Raw genomic sequence first — 26,504 nt, 5'->3', positions numbered from 1 at the left:
GTCATGAACCTTTCCATCAACAGACGCCGGTTCCTCGCCGGCTCGGCCGCGCTCGGGGCCACGCTTCATTCCGGCATCGCGCTCGCGGCCCCCGGCAAGCTGCTGCTTTCCGATCCGCTGCCGACCGAAGTGCCGAAGGGTACGAAGCTCCGCATCGCCGACCAGAACCAGACCAACGTGACGCTGCTGCGGCTTTCGGGCGGGCTTGCCGAGCTGGAGAAGGATGTCGAGATCGAATGGCAGAACTTCAACGGCAACAACTTCGTGCTTGAATCGCTTCGGGTCGGCGCCGCCGACGTGGGCTGGGGCACCGACATCGCCACCGCTTTCGGACGAGCCCAGGGGGCCGAGATCTATAATATCGGCTATGCCCGCAACACCCGGGACTATTACGGCTTCTACTCGGCGCCCGGCAGTGACATCACGTCTGCCACCCAGTTGAAAGGCAAGAAGATCGCCTACCCCAAGGGCACCCAGATGTCGGCATACATCCTGCGTGTCCTCGACAAGGCCGGTCTCAAGCCGACCGAGGTACAGCTCATCAACGTCACGATACCGGACGTGCCGGATGTTCTTCGAGCCGGCGAGGTCGATGCGGCGGTGATCACCGCTCCGCTGCGGTCGAGATTCGAAACGGACTTCAAGGGCCAGATCCATCTGCTTCCGGAAGGTATCAACCAGGGCACGGGCCTGAGCCCCATCTATGCGGTCCGCAGCGCGCTGGACGATCCGGGCAAGGCGGCCGCGATCGCGAAATTCACGCGGCTCTGGACGATCGCCCAGCTCTACAAGGACGACCATCTCGATGAATATGCGGATGCCGTCTACGTGAAGCTGAGGAACTACAATCCGGCGGATGCGAAGAAGCTGGCGCAACTGGAAGGCAAGACGGATATTCCGCCATTCACGCCCGAACTCGCTGCCGAACTGCAGAAGACGGTCAATTTCATGGCGTCGGTCGGCGAGCTTCCGCAGGGCCTGACGATCGCAGACTACTTCGACAACCGCTTCGATGCGATCAACCAGGCGGCGAAGAAGGAATATGCCGGCCTATGAGCGCCTGGGGAACCGTACGCATCCGGGCGGAGAAGCCCATACCCTTCCTGAGGCTGCTCGGCCCGGTCCTGCTTTTGGTGGTGTGGGGCGTTGCCTCGGCCACCGGAGCCCTCGACCCCCGAACCCTGCCACCACCCTGGCAGGTCGTCTCCCGGGCCTGGCAGCTGATCGCAGACGGCGTCCTGCAACGGGCGCTGCTCGCATCGGTCCAGCGGTCGATGACGGGGCTTGGCCTCGGGGTGCTGTTCGGGATCGGCTTCTCCCTTATTTCCGGCCTGAACCGCTGGGGAGAGGCCATCGTCGACGGTCCGCTGCAGATTTGGCGGGCGACGCCCGTGCTTGCCGTCATCCCGCTCGCGATCTACTGGCTGGGCCTCGGCGAGCAGATGAAGATCACGCTCATCTGCCTCACCACGATGATCCCGATCTACATCAACACGTCCGCGGCAATCGCAAGCGTCGAGAAGCGTTTCGTCGAGCTCGCTCATACGATCAGGCTGACGCATTGGGAGTTTGTCCGATACGTCGTCATTCCCGGCGCCCTGCCGGGTTTCTTCACCGGCCTGCGCCTATCCGCCGTCAGCGCCTGGCTGGTTCTGGTGGTGGTCGAGCAGTCCAACACGATCAACGGGCTCGGCTATATGGTCGGCGAGGCGCGGGTGAATGGCCAGGTCGATATCATTGCCGTCGGGCTTGTCGTCTATGCCCTGCTCGGCCTGACGACCGACGGTGTTCTACGGCTTCTTGAGAAGAGGGTGCTCTCATGGCGCAAGACCTTCCGCTGACCAACGCGAAACGGGCCCCGAAAGGTGGCGTCGAGGTTCGCGGCCTGAGCCGGCGCTTCAGCGGACGGACGATCATCGACAATGTCGACCTGACCATTGCGCCGGGCGAATTCGTCGCCCTACTCGGTCATAGCGGCTCCGGCAAGAGCACCATGCTGCGGGCTCTGGCAGGCCTTGATCCGGATGTCGAGATTGCCGGCGGGCTGACTGTGCCGGATGCGACGAGCGTCATCTTCCAGGATGCGCGGCTGCTGCCGTGGCAGCGCGTGCTGACCAATGTCAGGCTCGGCCTCCGACGACAGGATGGCGGTAATCTGGCGGTTGCGGCACTCGGTGAAGTCGGACTGACAGGACGGGAGACGGCATGGCCGGGCGATCTATCCGGCGGCGAGCAGCAGCGCGTTGCGCTTGCCCGCGCTCTGGTCCGCGAGCCCGAGCTTCTGCTGGCCGATGAACCGTTCGGCGCGCTCGATGCCTTGACCAAGATCAGCATGCACAAGCTGTTGCGTGAACTTTGCGCCGCGCATTCACCGGCCGTGCTGCTCGTCACCCATGACGTCGATGAGGCCGTGCTGCTTGCCGACAGGACCATCGTGCTGCATGGCGGGCGGATTGTTCTTGATGAAACGGTCAAGCTGCCGAATATCCGCGATCGAGCCGATCCCGAGTTCGTCGGACATCGAAAAAGGCTCCTTGACGGTCTGGGCGTGTAGCCAGGGTGGAAAAGCCGGCGGATGGCCTCGTAGCTGCAACCGCCTGCTTTCGAAGAATTCGATCTGTTTTGCTCGGTTACACGAGACGTGCTTTTTGTTGCCCCGCGGGGCTCGCGGTGGAGGTTGAGTTTGGATACGATAGTGCTGCGGCATTCGTGGCAGTGTTAAAATCTTGCGGGCTGTTCGATGTCCAAAGCAGGTCGACTAATACAAACCGGTGCGCTTTCGGGAGAGCGTAGGCAGGTCACCGCTCTCTTCTACGACATTGTTGGCTCTACCGCCTTGCTGCACCAGCTCGATCCTGAAGAGTTCGGCGATATGCAGCGGGCGCTCCACAACGAGGCGGCCGCAGTCATCAGAAACAACAGTGGTTACCTTGAGTGGATTCAGGGCGATGGCGGTTGCGCCTTCTTCGGGTTTCCCCAGCCGAGCGAGGATGCCGCCGAATGCGCGGTAATGTCGGCCCTTGAGATCGTCGAGCGATGCGAGCAACATTTCGGATCCAACCTGAAAGTCAGGGTTGGCGTCGCCACCGGGGTGGTCGTCCTTGCGGAAGCTTCAAATCCAACGCTTCCCCATCAGACTGAGGTCATCGGGATCGCACCTGCGCTCGCTGCCCGCATCCAGTCCGAAGCCGCGCCGAACGGCATCGCGGTGGCGGAAGCGACCTACCGGCTGACCAGTGGCGTGTTTGAATTCGAGGAGATCGGGTACCGGGAGATCAGGGGGTTCAACGAGCCGGTTGCATTGTGGCGACCAATAGCCCGACGGCAGCCATCCGACCGCTTCACGGCTTCCCGGCGCGTGTCGGCGCCTCTGGTCGGCCGCGACGAGGAGATCGAATTGTGCCGACGACGCTGGGCCCGAGCCATAGACGGCAACGGCCAGTTCGTGTTCCTGCATGGCAACGCCGGCATCGGGAAATCGCGGCTCATCACAGAATTTCGTCGTGACCTTGAAAGACAAGGCGTGGACACTGTCGTATTCCAGTGCCAGCCTCGCGGTCGTACCAAACCGCTTCATCCCTTCCTGGAGCTCATCAGGCAACTCGTCGCTGAGGCGAGCAAGCAGGCCGAGCCGGACCGGGATGCCATCGTTCGTTATTTGCGATCCCTCAGCTGCGAAGTAGGCGAACTGGATGCCGAGATCGTTGCGTTCCTGATGCTCGGGAAGACGCAGGAATCGTCAGGCGAAGCCTGGTTGATCGATCTCTCGGACGAGGAAATTCGCGCCCGCGCGGTCGAAGCCATGCTGGCGGTGCTAACATCCACCGCCGCGTCAAAACCTATCCTGATCGTGGTTGAGGACCTCCACTGGGCCGATACACTCACGAGCGCGCTTGTCGCTCGCCTGCCTGAGTGGATCGAGGCAAGACCTGTTCTTACCCTTGCAACGTCGCGCGATGCCATCGAATCACATCTTCTGGATGATCCGAACGTTCTCGCAATGCAGTTGTCCGGCCTTACGGCTCAAGCCACCTCGGAGCTGATCGAGGGCATCTGGGAGACGACACCTCCCGATGGGCTTGCTGCCTTTGTCTATGAGAAGAGCGACGGTGTGCCTCTGTTTGCCGAACAGCTCGCCCTGTTGCTTAGAGAGCGCACAAAAGAGAGCATCCAGGATCGGTCCGCATGGGAGGCGCCGCTTCGCGAGGGCGTCATCAATCTGCGGGACCTCATTTCGACCCGGCTCGCCGACCTTGGGCCGTTGAGGCGCGTGGCGCAAATCGCGAGCGTCATAGGGCGGGAGTTCCGACGGAAGCTCCTCGTTGCCGTCATGGAGCCTGAGCAACTTCCTATTTCATTGGATGAGGCGATCGAGAAACTCGTTCACGCCGGCATCTTGCGGCGAAAGTCCGCGGGCGCAAACGATCGATTTTGCCACGTTCTCATCCAGGAGGCGGCCTATGACAGCCTCCTGAAATCGGAACGGCGGCAAATCCACGGACGCATTGCTCGCCTTGTCCAGACAGGTTCGGTTTCACCTCTCCCCGATGAGACGATGGCGTGGCATTTCGAACTGGCCGGCCAGCCACTCGAGGCGGCGCGCTACGGAATTCAGGCGGCCGAGGCCTGTGGGCTGCGTTCAGCCATGTACGAAGCCGAACACCTGCTGGATACTGCCGAGCGGCAACTTGTGCAGGCGGAGAAAGGCGACGACGCTGATGATCTGCTGCTTCGCCTTCTCGCGATCCGCGGGCCGGTTTCCGCGGCGCTCTTCGGGAGAGGGGGCGAGCGAGCGCGCTCGATCTATGAACGGGGTGTGTCGTTGTGCGCCGAACACAAGGATCAGGATCGCGCGAAGTGGTTCCCGCTCTACTGGGGCTGGTGGTTCACCGCCCCTGACTACGAGACGCAGCGCGCCCGGTCCGACATCCTCGTCCGAGACCTTGAAGGCTCGGCCGATCCGGAGGTCCGGCTTCAGTCGCTCCATTGCGCCTGGGCGACGAACGAAGATGCCGGGCAGCACTTGCACTGCCTGAAATGCGTCGAGGACGGCCTCAAGCTCTATGACGAGAGCCGCGCGCGCTTTAGCCGCGGTCGCTACGGCGGCCATGATGCGAGGGTCTGCGGCCTGGGCGAACGGGCCTTCTCTCTCTGGTTCATCGGCAACGACGCCGGATCGTCGAAAAGCATCAATGCGGCCAAGCAGTGGGCCGAGCATGTCAACCATTTGAACAGCCTTCTTCATGCGCTGGAGTTCGATATCGAGTTGAAGCGCTATCGGAACGATCATGCGGGCGTGATTGCGGCTGCGGACAGGATCGCCGAACTCGCCGAAGCCGTGCCTGGTGTCCTCGCCAAGGCAACGCTGTTTCGCGCCTGGGCGCGCGGTCTGAGCAAGGACAAGGAAGCTGGCCTGGCGGAATTCGAAGCCGGGCTGAAGCGGCAGCGCGAGATCGCCACATACGAGGGAGCACCGGTCTACGAAGGGATGCGAGCAGAGTTGTTCGAGCGCGCCGGACGCAACGACGAGGCCCTGTCAATTCTGGACAGTGCGATCGCTGCCTCGATCGGCAGTGGACAGGTCTTCTGGCTCGCAGAGTTGCTTCGCCAGCGAGCTCTTCTTCGCCATGCCCGCCATGAGCCGGAAAAGGCGATCGCCATGGACCTTGGCCGTGCGCTCCAGGTCGCGGCCGAACAGCACGCTTCGGCGCTTGTTTCGCGTGCGCGCCTGGATCTGAAGCGGCTCGGAATTCGTGCCGCGGCCCCCGACGCATGAACGGGGCATATGCGGTCACTGCCGACCAACTGGGAGCGCGCCTGGAGCAGGAAATCGCCACCCGCGGCCATTTCCGGGGCCGGGAACCCGAAGCCACCGAGGAACTCGTTCGTGCGCTTTGGTCTGTGCGCCGGCGCTTCGGAATCACGCGCGTTGGATCGCTGACCCGGCTCGATCGTGCCGGCGTCGCGGTGGCCCAGGTCGTGCGGCCGCTTTCGCTGTCCAACGCCGTCTCCCAGGGCAAGGGCGCAAACCTCATGGAGGCGGCGGCATCGGCCCTGATGGAAGCGCTCGAATGCTGGGCGGCGGAACGGATTGCACCCGAGCGCATCAAGGTCGCCACCGCGCGCGACCTGGGAGATGAGGTTCGCAATCTTTACGCCGGCTGCCGTGTACACGGCTTCGATGCCGGCTGGGATCAGTTGCAACTCGGCTGGACGGAAGGCTACGACCTTTTTTCGGCGCGCGTCCTGCCGGTTCCCGTCGCCATGGTCGATACGATCTACACGCTCCCCTCGCCACACCCGGTTGCGTTTCCACGCTCGACACGGGGACTGGCCGCCGGTCGAACCGTGCTTGCAGCGATCATCCATGCGGCGCTCGAGGTCCTGGAAAGGGCGAGCGTTGCGGAAGCGGAACGCTATCCACGCTCTTACCCCGAGCTTCGGATCGATCCATCCAGCGTCAGCGGACCCCTGGCGTCGCAGGTTTTGGGCCGGCTCAAGGCGTCGGATCTCGTCGCAGGCATTTGGCTGGCTCCGGCCGAGCACAATCTGCCCGTCTTCCGCTGCCAGGTCATCGAGACCGAGGGCCATAGAGAAATCGCGCCGATGCCGGGTGAGGGGTTTGCGTGCGATTTCACCCATGACCGCGCCCTGGCGGCCGCCCTGATGGAAGCGGCGCAGGCGCGGGTGACAGCACTTGCCGGCGGCCGCGAAGACATTACCCGTATGTCCTATCCCGAGCGCCACGATCGCAAATATCTGGATGCGCGCCGGCACGCGTTCCGGTCGTCGAGCGAAACGGTCCCATTTCCCGCCGAGTACGACGAGCCCGCCTCCGGCGCTGCCGCGCTCACGGCCTTGCTCTCTGCGCTCAAGGCGGCCGGAGCGCTCGCGGCACTCGTGGTGCCTCTCTACAGCGACAAGGATCCGGACATTGACGTCGTCCGCCTCGTCGTACCGCCACTCAGGGATCTCGGAGAGTAAGGCGATGGCAGGTGAACTGGTTGTATTCCTTGGACCGACGCTGCGGCGCGCTGAAGCCGCCGAAATTCTCGATGCCGTCTATTTGCCGCCGGCTGAGCAGGGTTCCGTCGTGCGCGCGGTGCGGACGTATTCTCCGAGAGCGATTGTGCTGATCGACGGCTCGTTCGCAACGGCGCCGGCAGTTCGTCACAAGGAGATTCTCTGGGCGCTTGCGAAAGGTATCCCGGTATTCGGGGCGGCAAGCATGGGCGCGCTCCGGGCGGCGGAACTGGCAGCGGTCGGAATGCAAGGCCACGGTTTCATCTACCGGTGGTACGCGCTCACGCCCATGGCGGACGACGACGAGGTTGCGGTGGCCATGTGTCCTCCGGAACTCGGCGCGGCGCCGTTGAGCGAGGCGCTGATCAACATCCGCCTCACACTGCGCCGCGCGATGCGCACCGGGATCGTGACCGCGCCGGAGAGACGCGCACTCGAAGCGCAGGCGCGCAACATGCACTTCGTCGATCGCAGCTATGCGCGCCTTCTAGCAGATGCACGATCCACACGGATTGAAGAATCTGGTGGCGCTCTGGATCGGCTAGCGGACTGGCTCCCGTCCGGGGCGCTCGACCGCAAGCGCGAGGACGCGCTCGGTCTGTTGACGAAGCTCGCGCGCCACCCGGGGTTGGTTCTCCAACGGCCAGACACCCCGCCCTTCCGGCTGACCGAGGCATGGGCATATGACCTCGACGCGGCAGGCCTGTGGGACGACGATATTGCAACAATACTTGCGGGAAACAGCAAAATGACTTAAGGATAACTTTATTCATCCCCTTTGACGGGGAGGAGGCGGGGGCGCCAGCATGGATTCTACCGGACAATGGCAGTCTGGCGAGAGGACCGCGGTTTCCGGCCTTGGAACGCGTTTTCTCGTTTTCCCGCAACCACCTTTCATCCCTGGATATGAGCGGCCGGAGACAATCTGGGTTTCCACTGCGCCCGATCGGATCGGCCCCGGGCCGGCCGACCGCCGGATGTACGTGATCGACCCGCTGGCCGAGAAGCAACCCTACCAGTTCCCCTACCTGCCTCCCTACGCCGGCGCACGGCGACCGCCTGCAACGGCAGGCCCGGACGGTCACTTCGACAACATTCCGATAGGCACGCCGGAATTCGAGGCCGCACATGCCTATGCCTGCGTCCGGCGCGTGCTCGACATCTGCGAAAGTTACCTCGGGCGCGAGATCCCCTGGTTCTTCGAACCGACCTACGAGCGTCTCGAGATCGTGCCGCGCCTGCGCTGGGACAATGCGCAGTCGGGCTACGGCTTTCTGGAGATGGGTGAAGACGCGGCGCGCGGCGAGCCGCAGCCCTTCGCGCTGAATTTCGACGCCGTCGCGCACGAGATCGGGCACCTGATCATCTTCGGCGTGATGGGGGCTCCCCGGTTCGACCCCCCGCACGAATACTACGGCTATCACGAGGCCGTCGCCGACTTCATCGGGCTCATCGGCCTGCTGCACTTCGATACGGCGCTCGACCTGCTTCTGCGGCGGACGCGTGGCAATCTGCTGATCGCCAACGAGCTTGATCGATTCGGTGAGCTTTCCGATGAGAAGCAGGTGCGGCTCTTCAGCCACTCGCTGCGGATGAGCGACGTCAGCGCCGAGGTGCACGATCTCTCCAAACCTTTTGCGGGCGCGCTGTTCGACATCCTGATTGAAATCTACCAGGTGCTGCTTTTCGAGCGTGGGCTTTCCGATCTCGATCCGCGCGAATTCCGGGATCTCAGGAGCGAACTGTCGGAAGAGGAATTGGAGCAGCAACTGTCGGCTTCGCTCAGCGGAAACGAGAGCCGGCATTTTGCCCTGAAATCGGCACTGGAAGAGGCGCGCGATCTTGTCGGCGAGACGCTGGTCCGCTCATGGGAAGAGCTTGACCCGGAAAGCCTCGACTACAGCTGGGCAGCGGAGGCGATGATCGTTGCGGCCGAGAACGGACGCTGCAGCCGCTTTGCCGGCAGCATCATCGACAATTTCGCCTGGCGCGGGATTTTATAAAGAGAAACGCATGCCGGATGATGAACTGAGGCCGCGACGGCCGGTCGGCACAGGCGGATAGATCCCGTCGGCGCCGACGCGATCCAGAGGGAGAAACTTCCATGACAACAGACAACATTCCTGCGGCACCCGACCCGCGGCGATTTTGGCCAGATCAGATTACGCTCTACGGGGTTGCATTGAACCTCCCAACGACGGCCAATGCGGCCAATCTTCCGTTCGAAGGACACTTGGTCCGGCTTTCGGTTGTGCCAATCGACTCAGACGATCCGGTCGACCCCGCAGTGATGGTGATTGCGGCCATCTACGGATATGCCTTCGAAGGACAATGCTATCGCTTTGACAAGCCGAAGCTGCTGGTGTTCCGCCCTGGCGTGGCTGGGGCGCCGGCAAACGGATGCGGCTTTGAGGATCTGGGATACGCGATGTGGCAGATCACAAAGAAGACGCCCGTCATGGAGCTTGCCACAGCCACGGACCTTGCCGAGGAGATCGTCCTGAATTCCAATCTTCCGGGAAACCGCAATCCGAACACCTACGGCAACAGCTTCATGCTCGGACATCGAGGTGGCCGGCTGAACCGTGGAGGGGGAAACGGCGGCTAACATTCGCCGAACTTGCAACTGTGCAGATCGCACTGCCGCCAAAGTGCGTCGCGATTCTGCGGGTTCGCATAAGTCTTTGTTTTTGCGTGTCGTTGCCGCAAGACCGCTGCGCGTTTTGGCGCAGCGGACTCTAGTCTGTCGCCGACTGCCCCTATTTCCCTGCCGGAAGCTTGCTGTCGTCGATCGGGTATGTCTGTCCGTGAACGACAGGCATTCTTTCGGCGTGCGTCGCAAAGGCTTTCCCGTCGCGACTTACTTCAACCTTTGCCAAGCCCGTTTTTTCGTCGAATGTCTCGATATTGACAGTAAATTTTTCTCCAACCTTTAGCAATCCTGATGCCTTTGGGTGCTGCTTGTCGGGATATAGATCGGTTATTCTTAGGTATTTCTCGGATTGAGCTGCTGTGAAGTTTACTGACGCCACCATGGGTTCCTCCATCGTGTTACCATTGCTCAAGCACCAGCAAATTACCAGAGTACAGTGACTTCCACCAGTTTCTTATTCACGCAGCCGAAAAGATATAGGGCGGCATATACTATGTGCAGCACCTATCGCCCACGACGGCAGGGATCCGGCTCGGGCCGCTTCTGGCAAGGAGGCGGCCGGCAGGAAGGCTGCGACGAGGCCGTCGAGTCTGATTGACGCCTGACGGATTTCGAGTTATGACTGACGAAATTTGAAAATCGTCACTCGTCAGGACTGCGCTCATGACCGACACTCTCCTTCTTGATGACGGACTGGATTCCGTGCGCCAGGAAAACATCAACCGCATCCTCGATGCGGCGGAGCGCCTCTTTCGGCACTATGGCTACAGCAAGACGACGGTCGCAGACATTGCGCGTGACCTCGGCATGTCGACAGCGAACATCTACCGGTTCTTCGCCTCCAAGCAGGACATTCATCAGGCGCTCTGCAGCCGCATGCTGCAGGCAGCCTATGATCTCGCCCGTTCGGTCGCCGGAGAACCCGCAAGTGCGGCCGAGCGGCTTCGACGCTATGCTTCGACCCAGCACAAGATGACCGTCGACACCATGCTCGATCAGGAGAAGGTGCACGAGATGGTCGTCGTCGCGATCGAGCGCGACTGGCACGTCATCGAGAAGCACATCATCAGACTGCACGCCATCGTCGCGGAGATTATCGCCGACGGCATCGCCACCGGCGAGTTTCGTCCACAGGATCCCGAGATTGCCTCGAAATGCTTCGGCGCAAGCCTCGTCACGCTGTGCCATCCGCAGATGGTTGCGCAGTGCCTGATGAAGGAGAACCAGGCACGGGCCGAAGACCTGATCGAATTCGCCATACAGGCGCTGCGGTGACCGGAAGCGCTCGCAGAGCGCTCCATGAAGGCCCAATTTTCAGTTGGAGAGCGAAGATGTTTTCGCCAGTAATCCCCAAGTCCCATTTTGCCTATTTGATGCTTTTATCGTCTCTCGCGCTGGCCGGATGCACCGAGGCGGAGAAGGCCGAAAGCACTGTCGAGGTGCTGCGCCCGGTCAAGGTGGTGGAGGTGAAGGCGCCCGGTTCGACGCGCAGCCTCGACTATTCCGGCCAAGTGCGGGCGCGTCGCGAAATGGCGCTCGGGTTCCGGGTGTCGGGGAAAATCACCGAGCGTCTGGTGGATGTCGGCGACCGTGTCGTCAGCGGCGACGTTCTGGCGCGCCTCGACACGTCCGACTACGAACTGCAGGTGCGCAGCGCCGAGGCGAACGTCGCCGCGGCGGAGCGCCAGGTCGAGACCACCGAGCTTGCATTGCAGCGCGCTCGCGATCTCTTCGCCAAGAACGTGGCGTCGAAATCCAGCCTCGAACAGGCGGAACTCTCCTACAACCAGGCGGTGGCTGCGCGCGACGATGCTGCAAGCACGCTGGACCAAAGTCGCAATCAGGTGCGCTACACCGATCTGACAGCCGCCGAGAACGGCATCGTGACAGAGACGAACGGCGAGGTCGGCCAGGTCGTCTCGTCGGGAACACCTGTCATGACGGTTGCCGTCGACGGTGAGAAGGAGGTGCTGGTTGCCGTTCCTGAAACGGACATCCTCGCCTTCCAGCCGGGCAAGGCGGTCGATGTCGGGTTCTGGTCCTATCCGGGCCTCGGCCTGAAGGGAAAGGTGCGCGAGGTGGCCGGCAGCGCCGATCTACGCTCCCGCACCTTCGCGGTGCGTATCGGCATCCCGGCCGAAGAGCGTGTGCTGCTCGGCATGACCGCGACGGTACGGGCGGCTGCCGACGCCGACGAAGCGCTGGTCACCGTCCCCCTCACCGCGTTGGCGGAAAAGGACCGCAAGCCGATCGTCTGGACGGTCGATCCAGCGCGCGCGACGGTCCATGCACGCGACATCGAGGTAGCCTCCTTCGACGCTGACGGCGTTCGCATTGCCAAGGGGCTTTCGGCCGGCGACCTCGTTGTCGCAGCCGGCACGCAATTCATGACCGAGGACCTCAAGGTCAAGTTGCAGTCGGAGGTGGCGCAGTCGGCCCTCTCCGCGTCCGCCGAACACCTCACGATGCGCTGAGCCGGGAACGGGGAGCGGAGCCATGAACACGTCCACCGACGAGAAGCGTTCGTTCAATCTTTCCCGGTGGGCCATCGGCCACCCGAGCATCGCCCGTTTCCTCTTCGGGCTCATCATCGTCGCCGGCGTTTTCGGCCTGATGCGCATGGGACAGAAGGAAGACCCCGATTTCACCTTCCGCGTCATGGTGGTGCAGGCGGTCTGGCCAGGCGCCTCCATCGAGGACATGCAGGACCAGGTCGTCAACAAGATCGAGCGCAAGCTGCAGGAGACGCCGCATCTGGACTGGGTCAAATCCTACACCCGTGCCGGCAGCGCCATCATCACGCTGCAGGTCGAGGGCGACACGGATGCGCAGGACGTCGCAGATGCCTTCTACCAGGCCCGCAAGAAGGTCGGTGATATCGAGAACGAACTGCCCGACGGACTGCTCGGTCCCTATTTCAACGACGAATTCGGCGACACTTTCATCACGCTCTACTCGCTCTCCGGCGACGGCTACAGCTATCCCGAACTCAAGACGTTCGCGATCCAGGCGCGCGACATGCTGCTGACGACGCCGGGTGTCGAGAAAGCGGTCATCATCGGCGACCAGCCCGAAAAGATCTTCATCGACGTGTCGTCGAAGGCGCTCGCCGAGCGCGGTTTGACGCTTACCGATCTCCAGAACGCCATTGCCGGCCAGAACAGCGTCGATCCGGCCGGCTCGGTCGATACCGGCCGGCAGTCCGTCCGCATTTCCGTCGAGGGCGCCGTCGACCGGGTGGACGACATCCGCGAACTCCGGCTGCGCGCCGGCGACCAGGTGACGCGTCTCGGCGATATCGCCACCGTCACGGCGGGTCTCGAAGATCCCTACCAGCGCAAGTACCGCTTCAACGGCCGCGACAGCGTCCAGGTCGGAGTGGTGATGGCCAAGGGGTTCAACGTGACGAGCGTCGGCACGGCGATCGCCGAGACCTTTGCCCGCTTCGAAAGCGCGCTACCCTACGGCGTTGCAGTCGACCAGATCTCCGACCAGCCGGAGGTCGTGCGCGAGGCGATCGGCGAGTTCATGAAGGCGCTCGGCGAGGCGCTGGCGATCGTGCTCGTCGTCTCGTTCCTGTCGATCGGCTGGCGCTCCGGCCTGGTCATCGCCATTGCCATTCCGCTGGTGCTCGCGGCAACCTTCGCCATCATGTACGAACTCGGCATCGACCTGCAGCGCATCGCTCGGCGCGCTCATCATTGCGCTCGGCCTTCTGGTGGACGACGCGATGATCGTCGTCGAGATGATGGAGCGCAAGCTGGAGGAGGGGCTCGTCAAGATCGACGCGGCGAGCTTCGCCTATTCGTCCACCGCCTTCCCGATGCTGACGGGAACGCTCATCACCACCGCGGGCTTCATACCGGTCGGCTTCGCCGAGTCGACGGCCGGCGAATATGTGCGCTCGCTGTTCTACGTGGTCGGCATCTCGCTTGTCGTGTCCTGGTTCGTGGCGGTCTATTTCACGCCCTGGCTCGGCCACATGATTCTCAAGCAGCGCCACCATGCCGGCGAGCACCACGATGCCTTCGATACCCGCTTCTACCGGCGGCTGCGCGCGACCGTCGGCTGGGCCGTTCGCCATCGGCTGATCGTGCTCGCCCTGACCATCGGCACCTTCGTCGGCAGCCTGTGGGCCTTCCAGTTCATCCCGCAGAACTTCTTCCCGCAGTCCTCGCGGCCGGAAATCCTCGTCGACCTCTGGCTGCCGGAAGGCACCAGCGTCGAGGAGGTCGAGAGCCAGGCGAAGGCGCTCGAGGCGCGCATGATGGATGACGACGACAAGCGGTTCATCGCCACCTACATCGGCGAGGGCGCGCCCCGTTTCTTCCTGCCGCTCGACCAGCAGCTTCGCAACCCGAATTTCGCCCAGTTGCTCATCATGGCGAAGGACGAGCCGGCGCGTGAACGGCTGATCGTCGAGCTGCGGTCCATCCTGGCCGCCGACTTCCCGTCGATCCGCTCCAAGGTCGACCGTCTCTTCCTCGGACCGCCGACCGGTTGGCCCGTGCAGATGCGCGTGACCGGACCCGACCGGGACGAGGTGCGCCGCATCGCCGACCAGGTCAAGGCGAAGTTCCAGGAAAATCCGCAGCTGGCGGCCATTCACGACGACTGGCTAGAACCGGTGCCGGGTATGAAGCTCGTCATTGACCAGGACCGCGCCCGTGCGCTCGGCGTCACCTCGCAGCGCATCCGCCAGATGCTGCAGGCGACGATGAGCGGCGCGCCGCTCGGCGACTTCCGGGACGGCGAGGAAACCGTGTCGATCGTCGCCCGCGAGCCGGACGACAGCCGCCGGCTGCTGACGGCGGTCGGGTCGGTCTACATTCCGACGGACTTCGGCGGCTTCGTGCCTCTGTCCCAGGTCGCCAAGGTCGTTCCGGTGATGGAACAGGGCATCGAGTGGCGCCGGGACCGTCTGCCGACCATCACCGTGCGCGCGACGCTGCCGGACGGCGTTCAATCGAACGACGTGGCGCTGAAGCTCTACAGCGAGTTGCAGCCGCTTCGCGACGGTCTTGCGCCCGGTTACCGCGTCGAGATCCAGGGCGGGGCGGAAGACTCGGCCGAAAGCCAGGCTTCGATCGCAGCCAAGGCACCGATCATGCTGCTCGTCATCCTCCTGCTGCTGATGGTTCAGCTCCAGCACTTCGGCAAGGCGATGCTCGTGCTCGCCACCGGCCCGCTCGGCATCATCGGTGCGACGGCAGCGCTCCTCATCAGCGGTGCGCCTTTCGGTTTCGTCGCGATCCTCGGCGTCATCGCACTGCTCGGCATCATCATCCGCAATTCGATCATCCTCATCGACCAGATCGACCAGGATATCGCGGCGGGCATGGAGCGTTCCGAAGCGATCATCGGGGCGGCCGTCCGGCGCTTCCGGCCGATCATGCTGACCGCGCTGACCGCCGTTCTCGCGCTGATCCCGATCTCGCGCGGCGTCTTTTGGGGACCGCTTGCCTATGCGATGATGGGCGGTATCCTGGTCGCGACGGTGCTCACAATCCTCGTCCTGCCGGCCGCCTACGCCCTGTTCTTCGGCCGGGAGCCGAAAAGCAGGACGCATGAGCCGGAGCAGGCCGGTGGACAGGACGCCGAAGACGCCCGGGAGCATGCGCCATACCGGCCGCAACTCGCTGCCGAATAGCGGGCAAACGATCGTCAGCAGCTTATCGGGCGAACTCGGAATACAGCCGGTCTCGCCCGATGCATCGAGAAACGGACGACCTAGGTTTCAGGTATGTTTTCGCGAAAGATGACCTGCAGCCGGGGAGGATGATAGTCGATCGGAAGGCCTTGGGCGGTCCTGGTCAGCATGGACAGCGCCTCCCGTGCCTCCACCCTGGGATTCTGGTCGATGATGGCGTCCATTACGCCGCTGAGCAGGAGCTTCCTCGTGTATTCGGTCAGTTCATGGCCGACGAAGATAAGGTTTCCGGCCATCTCGGCCTCGACCAGTGCCCGGCCGATGCCGGAGTTCCCAGCGCCGATATTGTAGATGCCGGCGAGATCGGGATGACGCCGGAAGAGGGCCGTGGCCTCCTCGAACGCACGGTCGCGGTCGTCGCGAACTTCGCGTAGTTCGACCACCTCGAGATCAGGAAAATCGTCTGCGATGATGTGGCGAAACCCCATCTCCCGTTCCTCATGGCCGCGATAGGAGAGCGATCCGGCAAAAAGCGCGATCTTGCGCTTGACCCCGCGCCCGAGGAAACGTCCGAGAAGATAGCCGCCGAGCCGCCCGGCCGCGCGATTGTCGATGCCGATGTAGCCGATCCGCGGTACGTGCAGGATATCGGAGACCAATGTGACGACCGGGACGCCGGATGCGCAAAGGGAGCGCATGGCCTCGCGCACGGTCGGGTGGTCGAGCGCGATCACACCGACGCCCATCGTCTGCCCGTGCAGGTCCTGCAGCGTCCGCGCCAGCGTGTCCGGATTGAAGCCCTCGATCGAATGGATGCGGACATCGAGGTCGGATCGCGCCGACGCCTGGCTCTCCAGTTGCGAGAGCAGGTTGGCGATGAACGTGTTCGTGCCGGCGGGCAGGACGAAGTCGAGCCGAATTCTACGGATGGTTTCAGACATCACGCTACCGGCGCTCAGATATCCGAGCCGCTGCGCGGCCTCCATCACGAGTTCGCGCGTGCGCTCCTTCACGCCGCTGCGGTTGTTGATGACACGATCGACCGTGGCGCTGGAAACTCCCGCCGCCCGGGCGATGTCAATCAAAGTCGATCGCAAAGCGATTCCTTTCTCCAAATGATGTGATTTGATGTAAATCGTCGGGAGCCAGATGCAAGCCCCCATTGGCGATTTTCCGCAGGAGAGTGCGCGATTCTGAACCGCCTAGGCAGAAATAGAGGCCCTATCATCACGGTCGATCATGTGTCTGAGCGGTCAAGATGTATGATGTTGATCGTTAGTGAAAAATTTTATGATGTAAAATGATCTTTTATGATGTTGACAATGATGGTGCGCCGCCGCAGTATCCCGTCAATTCGGCAGCACAGGAGGGGTCTGTCGATGGGAGGGAACATCATGGCAGAGATTTACCGTACATCGCGGCGCCGATTTCTTGCGGGCAGCGGGCAGGCCATCGCGCTGACCGCTGCTGCAGGCATTGCACCGCAATTCATTCGCCCGGCGCGCGCTTTCGCCTCGGACGCGCTGGCGCCCGGAATGATCGGCGGGCCGACGGGCTTCGACGGCGCGGAGCGCTACCAGTATGGCCCCGATACGCCGGAGGCGCGCGCCATCGAGGCGCTCAAGGCGCTCAAGGGCGCCGGCAAGGCGCCGACGCGCATCGTGCTCGGCCTGTCGGACGGCTCGATCGGCCAGTTGACGCAGCCGTTCCCGCAAGGCGCGCCCTCGATCAAGGATCTTTGGGAGAAGGAAACCGGCATCACGCTCGATATCGTCGGCGTTCCGAATGGCCAGGAATTCACCAAGACGATGCAGGACATCTCCACGAAGGGGGGGGCCTTCGACATCTATGCCGTCGAATGGAACCGGCTCGGCGACCTTGCGGAGGCCGGCGGCATCGTTGCACTCGACGACTATGTCGCTCAGCACAAGCCAGAATGGGACGATGCCGAGCGCGGCTACGTGAACGGCCAGAAGGGCGTTTCGCTGCTGAACCAGTATCGCGGCTCGACTTACGGAGTCTCGCTCGACGGCGACTTCCAGACGTGGAACTTCCGCACCGACCTTTTCAATGACGAGGCGGAAAAGAAGGCCTTCGCCGACAAGCACGGCCATGAACTGGCGCCGCCGAAGACCTGGAAGGAGCTCGATGAGGTCGCCGCCTTCTTCCATCGGCCGGACAAGGGCCTGTTCGGCTGCACGGACCTGCGCAACCAGGGCTGGGGTTACACCAACTGGTACCAGCGCTTCGTCTCGATGGCGTCGCCGAACCAGTTCCTGTTCGACGACGACGGCAAGCCGCTGATCAACGGCGAGGCCGGCTTCCAGGCTACCCGGGAGTATATCGACTCCCTGTCCTATCACTCGCCCGATGCGATCTCCTGGGGCTGGCCGGAGCAGTACGGCAATTTTGCCGGCGGGGGTGCAGCGATGACCTGCGCCTTCTCCAACCTGCCGAAGTTCCTCGACAATGCCGGCAACCAGGGCTCGAAGGTGACCGGCAAGGTCGGCTCGATGCTGCCGCCCGGCCGCGAGTTCGACGGGCAGCTCGTCCGGCGCTCCGTCCTCTGGCTCAACCTTTCGGCGTCGGTATCCGCGCAGAGCCCGCATCCGGAAGCCTGCTACCTGCTGCTGCAGTGGCTCGGCTCCAGCCGCATCTATTCGTGGATGACGGCCAATCCGGGCGGCTATTTCGATCCGTTCCAGTTATCGAACTTCGCCGATCCGCTCGTGCGCCAGACCTACCACGACTACCACATGGACGTCGTGCGGGAGACGGTGGCGCGCACCGTGCCGACGATCAACTATCCGGGTGCCACCGCCTTCCACAACGCGCTCGACGAGAACCTCATGGCCGCGCTCACGAAGACCAAGAGCCCGGAAGACGCGATGGCCGATACGGAGCGGCAGTGGAACCGCATCGCGCGGCGCATCGGCGAGGACAAGCTCGTGGCCGCCATCAAGTCCAACAAGGAGGCGTGGCCCACCGTGCTCGATCCTGTGACCGGCTGACCGGCCGTCTCATCGGCGGAAAGGGGCGGGCACGGATCCGCCCTTTCCGAAGACACGCAAACGCTGCAGTTGATTTCATGAACCGCTCCTTGCCTTTCGAAGTCTTTCGCTATGCCGCCATTTCGCTGGCGCTCGCGGTCACGCTCGTTCCGACGCTGTGGATGGCATCCATGGCCTTCAAGCCGATCGCCGAATGGTCTGCCGCGGGCGTCGACCTGACCTGGTGGCCGAAGAACCCGACGCTCGACAATTTTCGCTTCATCTTCGGCACGTCGACCAGCGACCTGATCGTTGCACTCGACCGGACGGCCGGCAAGCCGATCCTGTCGTCGCTATTTTCGGCCGTCTTCGGCACGCTGATCGCCATGGGCTGTGGAACTGCTGCCGCCTACGGCCTGTCGCGCTTCGGATCGGGAAAGAACCTGCCGCTGGCCCTGATCCAGCTCAGGCTCTTCCCGCCGATGGCGGTCATGATCCCGGTCATGATCATGTGGGCCTTTCTCGGCATGGTCGACAGCTGGTGGGGTCTGGCGCTGATCTACGGTATCGTCACGCTGCCCTTCGCCTTCTGGCTGATGAAGACCTTCTTCGACGACATGCCGCGCGAGATCGAGGATGCCGCGCTGGTGGAGGGCTGCTCGCGCAGCCGGGTCTTCATGAAGATCACGCTGCCGATGATGCGGCCGGCGCTCGCAAGCTCGGCCCTTTTCGTCTTCATCCTCAACTGGTCCGACTATCTGATCGCGCTGCTCTTGACGACGCGCGAATGGGTGACGATCCCCGTCTACATGGCGTCGCTGTCGTCCTCGATGACCGGCCAGCTTTATGGCGCCAAGGCGGCGCTCGGCCTGATAGCGGCCGTCCCGCCCGTCATCATGGGCATCGCCATCCAGCGGCATCTCGTGCGCGGCCTGACCTTCGGAGCGCTGAAGCAATGACCAGCCTGGCAAACCCGGAGAAGGTGTCCATGGCAGATGTGGCACTCGACGACAGCCTGCGGGCGGAAGATGGCGGCCGTCGCCTCGGCTTCCTGCTGACGCTCCCGGCCCAGCTGCTGGTGCTGTTCATCGCCGTCTTTCCGCTGCTCATGCAGCTCTACATCAGCCTGACCGACTGGTCGCCGCTCGACGGCATCGGCTGGTGGCAGGCCTATGAACTCTGGAACAGCTTCGCCAACTACACCGACCTGATGGCGGATAGCCGCTTCTGGAGCGCGCTCGGCCGCACGGCGCTCGTCATGGCGATCTGCGTTCCGGCGGAATTCCTGATCGGGCTCGGGCTCGCGATCCTGTTCGTGGACGATTTCGTCGGCAAGCGCGTGTTCTATTCGATCATGCTGATCCCGATGATGGTGGTGCCTGCCGTCGCCGGCTACATGTTCTTCATGCTGTTCCAGTCCGGCGGGCCGGTGAACGATATCCTGTCCGGCCTTACCGGGATGAACGTCGCGATCGCCTGGCTCTCCGATCCCACCACCGCGCTGATCGCCGTGATGATCGCCGATATCTGGCAGTGGACGCCGCTGATGTTCCTGATTCTGCTTGCCGGCCTCGTCGGCGTGCCCGAGGACCAGGTTCGTGCGGCCACGTTGCTCGGCGCGTCGTGGTGGCAGCGCTTCCGCACCATCGTGCTGCCGAAGATGAAAACCATCATCGTCATCGCGCTCGCAATCCGCGTCATCGAGAATTTCAAGATCTTCGATACGCTTTACATCATGACCGGCGGCGGCCCCGGCGTCGCGACGGAGACGATCTCCGTCTACATCTACAAGGTGACGCAGCAGGACCTGATCTGGGGCTATGTCGCGGCCATCGCGCTCGTCATCCTCGTCGCTCTCTCCATCCTCGTCTCGCTGGCGATCAGCCGCATGAACGCCGCGAAGGGAGCCTGATCCATGACCGCAATTCACCTTCAGAACCTGGTCAAGCGCTTCGGGGCCTTCACGGCGCTGAAGACGATGGACCTGGAAATCCGCGACGGCGAATTCATGGCGCTGCTCGGACCGTCCGGCTGCGGCAAATCGACGACGATGAACATGATCGCCGGTATGGAGAACCCTTCCGAGGGACGGATCCTGTTCGACGGAAAGGACATGAACGGGGTGGCGATGGGCCGCCGCGGCGTCGGTTTCGTGTTCCAGAACTACGCGATCTTCACCCACATGAACGTCTACGACAATCTCGCTTACGGCCTGCGGATGCGCCGGCTGCCGGAAGGCGAGGTCGATAGCCGAGTGAGGAAGATCGCCGACTTCCTGCAACTGAGCCCGCTGCTGAAACAGCCGTCGGCCAAGCTCTCGGTCAACATCCTGCAGCGGCTGGCGATCGGCCGCTCGGCGATCGTCGAGCCGGCGATCTTTCTCCTCGACGAGCCGCTTTCGAATGTCGACGCTGCCTTCCGCGCCGTCATGCGGACGGAGCTGAAGCATCTGCAGCGCCAGTTCAGGCAGACGATGGTCTATGTCACACATGACCAGCTCGAGGCCATGACCATGGCCGACCGCATCGCCGTCATGGATCATGGCGTGCTGCAGCAGGTGGGCACGCCGCTCGAGGTCTACAACAACCCGGACAATCTTTTCGTTGCCGGCTTCATCGGGGCGCCGGGGATGAATCTTCTGAAGGGCGAACTCGCCGATAGCGACCGCGGCCTCGTCGTCGATCTCGCCGCGCTCGGACGGTCTGCCCCGCTCGGCCCCGCCCTTGCCGCGGCCGCCCGTTCGAACGGCTCCCGCGACATTGTCTATGGCTTCCGGCCGGAGCGCGTATCGCTGGCGCCTTCGGGCGAAGGCATGACCATGCCCGTCGTGTTTGTCGAGCGGATCGGTGCCCGCACTGTCGTCCATCTCGGCACGGACGCGCAGCGGGTCAAGGCCGTGTTCGACAACGACGTGGCGCTCGAAGCGGGCGTCTCCGCCGCCATCGCCATCGAGCCCGGTTCGGTGCGGCTGTTCGATGCGGCCTCCGGCCATGGCATCAGGGAGGCGTGACGATGGGCTCGATTTCCTTCCGCAATGTCACCAAGCGCTACGGCAAGACCGTCGCGGTGGCCAATGCGACGTTCGACATCCAGTCCGGCGAGTTCTTCTGCTTTTTCGGCCCGCCGCTTTCGGGAAAGTCGACGATCCTGAAGCTCATCCTCGGGCTCGAGACGCCGGACGAGGGCGAGGTGCTGATCGACGGTCGCCCGGTGACCAATGTTTCGCCGGCGGGCCGCAACATCGCGATGGTGTTCCAGAACCTGGCGCTGTTTCCGCACATGACGGCGATGCAGAACGTGCGCTTCCCGCTGGTCGAGCGCAGGGTGCCGGAGAAAGACATCAGGGCGCGCGTCGACGCGGTCGCAGCCAAGCTGCATATCGGCCATCTGCTGCACAAGCCGCCGGCGCAGCTTTCCGGCGGGGAACGCCAGCGCGTGGCGATCGCGCGCGCACTGGTGCGCGATCCGGTCGCCTATCTCATGGATGACCCGATCTCGGCGCTGGACGCGCGCCTGCGCGAGGAGACGCGCGTGGAGCTGAAGCGCATCCAGCGCGATCTCGGCCAGACGCTGATCTACGTCACCCACGACCAGGAGGAAGCCATGTCGGTCGCGGACCGGATGGCGATCCTGGAGCATGGCGCAATCCGCCAGATCGGCACCCCGGTCGATATCTACGATCGACCGGCCAACCGCTATGTCGCCCAGCTTCTCGGGGCACCGATGATGAACATCATGGCGGCGGGAGACCACGATCCGCTGGCCGCGGCTGACGGGACGATCGTCCTGCCGTCCGGTTCGATCCCCGCAAACGTCGCGGGGATGGGCATCCGCCCCGAGGATCTCAAGGTGGAGCCATGGCAGGAAGGCCGGCCCGGCCGGCCGGCCAGGGTCTATGAGGTGGAACCGCTCGGCGGCTACACCGTGGTCACGCTCGATACGGGGCACCAGAAGTTGCGCGCCCTTCTGAGAGGACAGCCGGATATCCGCATCGACAGTGATGTGGCGCTGAGTTGCTCTCCGGAGAGAGTGCACTTCTTTGGTGCGGCGGGAGAGGCGCTGCGGCCATGAACGAACAGGTGAAATGGGAGGAAACTATGGGAGACAACAGGAGCTTCGTGCCGGATCCGCCGGTGCGGGCGAAGGACTACCGGATCGGCTGCATCGGCGCCGGCATGATCATGGCCGAGTGCCATCTCGCCGCCTACAAGGAGGCGGGGTTTCCAGTCGCAGCCATCGCGTCGCGAACCGCTGCAAAGGCGAGAGCCGTTGCCGAGCGTTGGAGCATTCCGACGGTGCACGATACGCCCTCGGCGCTGATTGCCGATCCGCAGGTCGAGATCCTCGACATCGCCTTCCCGCCGGACCAGCAGCCGGCGCTGATCCGAGAGGCGCTGAAGGCGCCGCATATCAAGGGGATCCTGGCGCAGAAGCCGCTGGCGCTGACGCTCGAGGAGGCCAAGGCGCTTCGCGACGAGGCGGCGAAGGCCGGCAAGATCCTCTCGGTCAACCAGAACATGCGCTACGACCAGTCGATGCGCGTGCTGAAGCAGATCCTCGACAGGGAGGAACTCGGCACAGTCGTCATGGCGACGATCGAGATGCGCGCCATCCCGCACTGGCAGACATTCCTCGAGGACTACGACCGGCTGACGCTGTCGAACATGAGCGTGCATCATCTCGATGTGCTGCGCTTCCTGTTTGGAGAACCCGATGCGATCACCACGGTGACGCGCACCGATCCGCGCACGAGCTTTGCCCACAAGGACGGGATTACCGTCTCGACGCTGACTTTCCCGAGCGGCGTCCTCGCCGTGTCGATGGAAGATGTCTGGTCGGGACCGCGCGAAGAAGGCTTCGACAGCGACATCTACATCAAGTGGCGCGTCGAGGGCACCGAGGGCGTGGCCCAGGGCACGATCGGCTGGCCGGACGGGTCGCCGTCGACGCTGACCTATGCCTCGAAGAGGACCACGGACGGCAAATGGGTGTCCCCGAAATGGGAGACCATGTGGTTCCCGCATGCCTTCGTGGGCGTGATGGAGCAATTGCAATATGCGGTGAAGTCCGGCTCTCCGCCGGCGCTCTCCGTCGCCGACAACGTCAAGACCGTGGCACTCGTGGAGGCGGGCTACCGCTCCATCGAGGAGCGGCGCACGGTCAGGCTTTCAGAAATCGCAATCAACTGAATTCCAAGGGAGGATTTTCATCATGATGCAAACCGGCATTTTCTCCGGATATTTCCCCTACGGCCTCGAGGAGACGGCCCAGAAGATCAGGGGGCTCGGATTCAACACCGTCCAGCTCGACATGCACTTCAAGGACGTCGACCTGTCGGCGGGCCAGATCACCAAGGACAAATGCGTCCGCATCCGCGAGACCTTCCGCGATCACAACCTGCCCATCTCCTGCATCTCCGGCTACACCAACATCATCCACCCGGACAAGGCGGAGCGCGAGCGGCGGGTCGGCTACCTGAAGGAAATCATCCGCTACGCCCAGCACCTGGGCACGCCCTACGTCATTTCGGAAACCGGCACGTTCAACACCGAATCCGACTGGGTCCATCATCCCAAGAACAAGACCGAGGAAGGCTTCGAGGAATGCCGCAAGGTCATCGCCGACCTGTCGCAGCATGCCTATGACCATGGCGCCGTGTTCCTGCTGGAGACCTACGTCAACAACGTCGTCGGCTCCGTCGAGGAAACGGTGAAGATGTTCGCGCAGGTCGATCATCCCGGCCTCGGTCTCCTGATGGACCCGACCAACTATTTCGAATCCCACAACATCGAGCGCATGGACGAGATCCTCAACCAGGTCTTCGACACGCTGTCCGACAAGATCAGGATCGCCCATGCCAAGGACGTGAAGCGTTCGGGCGACGACAAGACGGAGAAGCATGCCGATATCGGCGACGCGGACGCGCTGGAAAGCCACACCTTCCGCGGCGTCGGCGAGATCGAACTGCCGGCACCGGGTCTCGGCTCGCTGAACTACGATCTCTACCTGCAGCGGCTTTCGAAGAAGCACCCGAACATCCCGATCATCATCGAGCACCTCGATGAAAGCGATGTGCCGCGGGCCAAGACGTTCCTCGACGGGAAGCTTCGCGCCAACGGTCTCTGAACGCCAACCCGGCGGCCGGGCATCGTCCGGCCGCCGCAACCGAAGACAGGACAGTCCGCAACCCCCGGACTCACAACAGGAAAACTGACATGGTCGAACTCTACGGGAGGTCAATGTCACGTCGTGACATCGCCGCCAGTGCCGGATCCTTCTCGCAATTTGCCGGCGTGCGCCTGATGACGCTCGAAGACGGTGTCGAGCGTGGTATCCGCATGCTGGAATTCCGCAGCGGCACGGGGCTGCGTTTCACCGTCCTCGTCGACCGTGCCTTCGACATCGCCGACTGCGAGTATCGTGGTCTGGCGATCGGCTGGAACTCGCCGGCCGGCTTCAAGCATCCGGGGCTGGCGGAATACGAAGGAGAGGGCGGCCTGGCCTGGTTGCGCTCGTTCTCCGGCCTGATGGTGACCTGCGGGCTCGACCACATCCTGTTCATGAACGACGAGCCGGGCGACAGCTATGTCTACGGACCGCGCAAGACCATCAGCCATTCGCTGCACGGCCGCATCGGCACCATACCGGGCAAGCTGACCGGATATGGCGAAGACTGGCAGGGCGACGACTGCATCCTGTGGTGCGAAGGGGTCGTGACGCAGGGGACGGTGTTCGGCGAGCACCTCGAACTCGTCCGTCGCATCGAGATCAAGGCCGGCACGAACGACATCAGGTTGACCGACCGGGTCGTCAACCGCGGCTTTTACCGGACGCCGCACATGTACTGCTACCACATCAATGTCGGCCATCCGGTGCTGGCGGAGAAGTCGCGCTATCTCGCACCGATCCGGGAGGTGGTCTGGGCGGCGCATGCCGGGTCCGATTACCGCAAGCAGGAAGTCGGCTACCGCACCATGCCGGCACCGCAGATGAACTTCCACGAGCAGGTCTGGCAGCACGAACTGGTTGCCGACGGCAATGGCGAGGTGCCCGTCGCCCTCGTCAACGATGCGCTCGGCATCGGCTTCGAGGTCGTCACCCGCAAGGACCAGTTCCCCTGCATGTTCGAGTGGCAGAACCTTCAGTCCGGCCAGTATGCGCTCGGGATCGAACCGTCCACGAACCATGTGCTCGGCCATTCGGCTGCCCGCGAGCGAGGCGAACTGATCTGGCTCGAGCATGCCGAGGAGCGCCGCTACGACACGACCTTCCGCATCCTGACGGACACGCATGCGATCGCAGCCAGCGAACAGCGCATCCGCAATCTTGCGGACCAGCCTGCCGAGGATTTTCCGGCGCTGTCCGGCAATCACGTCGCGATCGGGGGGCGCGGATGAACATGCAGCTTTCCCCGGGCAAGGACATGGACGCTGCGGCGTCGATCGCGGGCAAGGTCATCCTCTATACCGGTGCCGCCGGCGGTCTCGGCGTCGAGACGACACTGAGCTTCCTGCGGGCCGGCGCCAAGGTCGTCGCCATCGACAACGACGAGCGCAAGACGCAATCGCTGCGCGATGCTGTGACCAGGGAGGGACTGGCGGGCCTGACGGTGCGCGCCATCGATCTTTCCGATCTTTCCGGCCTGCGCGCCGAGCTCGACCGCGTTGCCGACGAGGTCGGCGGTTTCGACGTCGTCATCAACAACGCCGCCATCTACCCCTCGAAGCCGTTCGAGGACTACAGCATCGAAGACTTCCAGATGGTGCAGCGGGTGAACGTCGATGCGGGCATCGTCTGCGTCCAGGCGGCCCTGCCGCACATGCGCAAGCAGGGCTGGGGCCGCATCGTCAACATTGCCAGCGTCACCTTCTACGGCGGATGGGCGAACCTCTCGCCCTACGTCCAGTCCAAGGGTGCGCTCGTCGGGCTGACGCGCGCCTGGGCACGGGAATTCGGCGCCTACGGCATCACCGTCAATGCGGTCGCGCCCGGCGCCTTTCCGACGGATGCCGAGAAGATCCATCCAGACCCGGAAGGCTACACGCGCTTCGTGCTGGACCACCAGGCCGTCAAGCGGCGCGGCAGTCCGGCCGACATTGCCGCCGCGCTGTCGTTCCTGATTTCCGATGCCGCGGGCTTCATCACCGGTCAGACGCTGAACGTCGACGGCGGCTGGGTCATGCACTGA

Annotated in this window: 21 protein-coding genes and 1 pseudogene; 20 read left to right on the top strand and 2 right to left on the bottom strand. The window is 63.3% G+C overall.

Going from position 1 to position 26,504, the window contains the following annotated elements; translation table 11 throughout:
* Window positions 1-3 precede the first annotated feature (3 nt).
* The 8 genes from GGQ64_RS14140 (at window position 4) to GGQ64_RS14105 (ending at window position 9,631) form a co-directional block, all read left to right on the top strand.
* Window positions 4-1,056, top strand: coding sequence for an ABC transporter substrate-binding protein (locus tag GGQ64_RS14140; protein WP_183805296.1), 1,053 nt, complete (start codon window positions 4-6; stop codon window positions 1,054-1,056).
* A complete protein-coding gene (locus tag GGQ64_RS14135) occupies window positions 1,053-1,841 on the top strand; it encodes an ABC transporter permease (RefSeq protein WP_183805294.1) in 789 nt (262 codons plus the stop codon). Before GGQ64_RS14140 ends, GGQ64_RS14135 begins: the two co-directional genes overlap by 4 nt.
* A complete protein-coding gene (locus GGQ64_RS14130) occupies window positions 1,820-2,554 on the top strand; it encodes an ABC transporter ATP-binding protein (protein WP_183805292.1) in 735 nt (244 codons plus the stop codon). The genes GGQ64_RS14135 and GGQ64_RS14130 overlap by 22 nt, the downstream gene beginning before the upstream one ends.
* Before the next feature lie 186 nt (window positions 2,555-2,740).
* On the top strand, window positions 2,741-5,776 hold the full coding sequence (locus GGQ64_RS14125; protein WP_183805290.1) for an ATP-binding protein: 3,036 nt from the start codon (window positions 2,741-2,743) through the stop codon (window positions 5,774-5,776).
* On the top strand, window positions 5,773-6,984 hold the full coding sequence (locus GGQ64_RS14120) for a YcaO-like family protein (RefSeq protein WP_183805288.1): 1,212 nt from the start codon (window positions 5,773-5,775) through the stop codon (window positions 6,982-6,984). The genes GGQ64_RS14125 and GGQ64_RS14120 overlap by 4 nt, the downstream gene beginning before the upstream one ends.
* A 4-nt stretch (window positions 6,985-6,988) precedes the next feature.
* Window positions 6,989-7,780 carry a TfuA-like protein gene (locus GGQ64_RS14115; protein WP_183805286.1) on the top strand — a complete coding sequence of 264 codons (792 nt, stop codon included), beginning with the start codon at window positions 6,989-6,991 and terminating at the stop codon, window positions 7,778-7,780.
* A 220-nt stretch (window positions 7,781-8,000) separates the two neighbouring features.
* The gene (locus GGQ64_RS14110; RefSeq protein WP_343059477.1) at window positions 8,001-9,026 is read left to right on the top strand and encodes a gluzincin family metallopeptidase; all 1,026 of its coding nucleotides are present in this window, start codon (window positions 8,001-8,003) and stop codon (window positions 9,024-9,026) included.
* Window positions 9,027-9,127: 101 nt separating this feature from the next.
* On the top strand, window positions 9,128-9,631 hold the full coding sequence (locus GGQ64_RS14105) for a hypothetical protein (RefSeq protein WP_183805282.1): 504 nt from the start codon (window positions 9,128-9,130) through the stop codon (window positions 9,629-9,631).
* Between the two features lie 151 nt (window positions 9,632-9,782).
* Here the strand turns inward: GGQ64_RS14105 and GGQ64_RS14100 are convergent, their stop codons facing one another.
* Window positions 9,783-10,058 carry a hypothetical protein gene (locus GGQ64_RS14100; RefSeq protein ID WP_183805280.1) on the bottom strand — a complete coding sequence of 92 codons (276 nt, stop codon included), beginning with the start codon at window positions 10,056-10,058 and terminating at the stop codon, window positions 9,783-9,785.
* A gap of 281 nt (window positions 10,059-10,339) precedes the next feature.
* Here GGQ64_RS14100 and GGQ64_RS14095 point away from each other — a divergent pair, with 281 nt between their 5' ends.
* The 3 genes and pseudogenes from GGQ64_RS14095 (at window position 10,340) to GGQ64_RS14085 (ending at window position 15,326) form a co-directional block, all read left to right on the top strand.
* On the top strand, window positions 10,340-10,951 hold the full coding sequence (locus tag GGQ64_RS14095; RefSeq protein WP_183805278.1) for a TetR/AcrR family transcriptional regulator: 612 nt from the start codon (window positions 10,340-10,342) through the stop codon (window positions 10,949-10,951).
* A 56-nt stretch (window positions 10,952-11,007) separates the two neighbouring features.
* Entirely contained in the window at window positions 11,008-12,150 is a 1,143-nt protein-coding gene (locus GGQ64_RS14090) for an efflux RND transporter periplasmic adaptor subunit (RefSeq protein WP_183805276.1), read from the top strand.
* A gap of 22 nt (window positions 12,151-12,172) precedes the next feature.
* Window positions 12,173-15,326, top strand: a pseudogene (locus GGQ64_RS14085) (efflux RND transporter permease subunit).
* A gap of 80 nt (window positions 15,327-15,406) precedes the next feature.
* Here the strand turns inward: GGQ64_RS14085 and GGQ64_RS14080 are convergent.
* Window positions 15,407-16,423, bottom strand: coding sequence for a LacI family DNA-binding transcriptional regulator (locus GGQ64_RS14080; protein WP_183805274.1), 1,017 nt, complete (start codon window positions 16,421-16,423; stop codon window positions 15,407-15,409).
* A gap of 297 nt (window positions 16,424-16,720) precedes the next feature.
* On the opposite strand from GGQ64_RS14080, the gene GGQ64_RS14075 reads away from it, so the two are divergent.
* The 9 genes from GGQ64_RS14075 to GGQ64_RS14035 all read left to right on the top strand — a co-directional run bounded on the left by GGQ64_RS14075 (window position 16,721) and on the right by GGQ64_RS14035 (window position 26,504).
* Window positions 16,721-18,337 carry an extracellular solute-binding protein gene (locus GGQ64_RS14075; RefSeq protein ID WP_183805272.1) on the top strand — a complete coding sequence of 539 codons (1,617 nt, stop codon included), beginning with the start codon at window positions 16,721-16,723 and terminating at the stop codon, window positions 18,335-18,337.
* Window positions 18,338-18,414: 77 nt separating this feature from the next.
* A complete protein-coding gene (locus GGQ64_RS14070; protein ID WP_183805264.1) occupies window positions 18,415-19,275 on the top strand; it encodes a carbohydrate ABC transporter permease in 861 nt (286 codons plus the stop codon).
* A gap of 29 nt (window positions 19,276-19,304) precedes the next feature.
* Window positions 19,305-20,228: a carbohydrate ABC transporter permease gene (locus GGQ64_RS14065; RefSeq protein ID WP_183805466.1), complete on the top strand. Its 924-nt coding sequence runs from the start codon at window positions 19,305-19,307 to the stop codon at window positions 20,226-20,228.
* A 3-nt stretch (window positions 20,229-20,231) separates the two neighbouring features.
* Window positions 20,232-21,326: an ABC transporter ATP-binding protein gene (locus tag GGQ64_RS14060; protein WP_183805262.1), complete on the top strand. Its 1,095-nt coding sequence runs from the start codon at window positions 20,232-20,234 to the stop codon at window positions 21,324-21,326.
* A 2-nt stretch (window positions 21,327-21,328) separates the two neighbouring features.
* A complete protein-coding gene (locus GGQ64_RS14055; protein WP_183805260.1) occupies window positions 21,329-22,387 on the top strand; it encodes an ABC transporter ATP-binding protein in 1,059 nt (352 codons plus the stop codon).
* Window positions 22,388-22,413: 26 nt separating this feature from the next.
* Window positions 22,414-23,505, top strand: coding sequence for a Gfo/Idh/MocA family protein (locus tag GGQ64_RS14050; RefSeq protein ID WP_183805258.1), 1,092 nt, complete (start codon window positions 22,414-22,416; stop codon window positions 23,503-23,505).
* Window positions 23,506-23,527: 22 nt separating this feature from the next.
* On the top strand, window positions 23,528-24,442 hold the full coding sequence (locus tag GGQ64_RS14045) for a sugar phosphate isomerase/epimerase family protein (RefSeq protein ID WP_183805257.1): 915 nt from the start codon (window positions 23,528-23,530) through the stop codon (window positions 24,440-24,442).
* Window positions 24,443-24,531: 89 nt separating this feature from the next.
* The gene (locus tag GGQ64_RS14040; RefSeq protein WP_183805255.1) at window positions 24,532-25,713 is read left to right on the top strand and encodes an aldose 1-epimerase family protein; all 1,182 of its coding nucleotides are present in this window, start codon (window positions 24,532-24,534) and stop codon (window positions 25,711-25,713) included.
* Window positions 25,710-26,504, top strand: coding sequence for an SDR family NAD(P)-dependent oxidoreductase (locus GGQ64_RS14035; RefSeq protein ID WP_183805253.1), 795 nt, complete (start codon window positions 25,710-25,712; stop codon window positions 26,502-26,504). The genes GGQ64_RS14040 and GGQ64_RS14035 overlap by 4 nt, the downstream gene beginning before the upstream one ends.

It is taken from the genome of Mycoplana azooxidifex (assembly GCF_014196765.1).
In the GTDB taxonomy this organism is placed as follows: domain Bacteria; phylum Pseudomonadota; class Alphaproteobacteria; order Rhizobiales; family Rhizobiaceae; genus Mycoplana; species Mycoplana azooxidifex.
The sequence above is the reverse complement of the archived record's forward strand: the minus strand, read 5'-3'. Positions and strand labels throughout refer to the sequence as shown.